The organism is Brachyspira catarrhinii, assembly GCF_005518285.1.
Classification (GTDB): domain Bacteria; phylum Spirochaetota; class Brachyspiria; order Brachyspirales; family Brachyspiraceae; genus Brachyspira; species Brachyspira catarrhinii.
Genome location: NZ_SJDU01000602.1, coordinates 1 through 970, shown reverse-complemented (window position 1 = coordinate 970; position 970 = coordinate 1). Strand labels below are relative to the sequence as shown.

2 protein-coding genes are annotated in these 970 nt (G+C 25.1%); both read right to left on the bottom strand.

Annotated elements, in window-relative coordinates; translation table 11 throughout:
- A partial coding sequence (locus EZH24_RS14370; RefSeq protein WP_161976178.1) for a hypothetical protein occupies window positions 1-250 on the bottom strand: 250 nt, incomplete at its 3' end.
- 9 nt (window positions 251-259) lie between these two features.
- A complete protein-coding gene (locus tag EZH24_RS12565; RefSeq protein WP_137999389.1) occupies window positions 260-736 on the bottom strand; it encodes a chemotaxis protein CheX in 477 nt (158 codons plus the stop codon).
- Window positions 737-970 lie beyond the last annotated feature (234 nt).

Below are 970 nucleotides of genomic sequence, written 5' to 3'. Positions count from 1 at the left end.
CTTTTGTCATGATTATTCCTCTTTTATTAAAGAAAGAAAAATAATTATATTTTTCAAGAGTGTTTATAAGAGAAAAAAAATGTTCTTTATCCAATTTGAAAATATTTGAAACTTCTTCGGCAGAATAAAGTTTATCTTCAAAAAAATATTTGTTTATAAAGCGATTTGACTTTTTTATTATCGTTATTTTATCTATAATAAATTTTAATAACAAAACTAAAATAAATAATAATATAAAAAATTTTATCATTAATATAATTTACGATTTCGATTGATTGAATAAAATTAGATTCATAAATATATCGCCGAATTCGGTTTTATAATTTATCGAAAGAATTTTATCGTTTTCTTTTTCGAGCATCGCAATCTGTTCGCTCATAAGAATCGCTGGCGGAGTCATATCCAAATCGATATGTTTTGTGTATAAATCGTTTATTGCGCTTCCCGCAACCATATTCACAAATTCTTTTATCGTTGATACAAATATATCGTCTATAATAGTAATCGACTCGGAATTGAGAGCGGACGCCAATTTGAACGCCGTTGCTTTGCTCATATTGAACATTAATCTTCCGCTTAAATCTCCCGTAATTCCTATAAAAACTATAACGCCTCCCACATGATTTGCGTTTCTGTATATTCGCACATCGCCTTTGAGAACTTTTGAATTGAAATAACTTTTTAAGATTATTACCGTGCCTTTGCTAAAAGCGTTTACGACATCCAAATCAAACATATTAACACTCGCTTATTAAAAAATATTCGTTTTTAAATCCTTAATAAAAATTATCGGAAATTAAGAACGATATATTGATATTATATTAATAATAAAAAATTTATCAATATAAAATTATTTTTTTGATATGTCAGATTTCAAAATTTTTTTTATTTAACCTATTGACAAAAAATAAAAAAATGCTATTATTATTAAAAATAATTAATAAAAAAGAGGTAAAAATATGTATAGTGT

Coding starts and splice junctions, on each gene's coding strand:
- EZH24_RS12565 (WP_137999389.1), bottom strand. CDS start 736: ATGTTTGATTTGGATGTCGTAAACGCTTTTAGCAAAGGCACGGTAATA.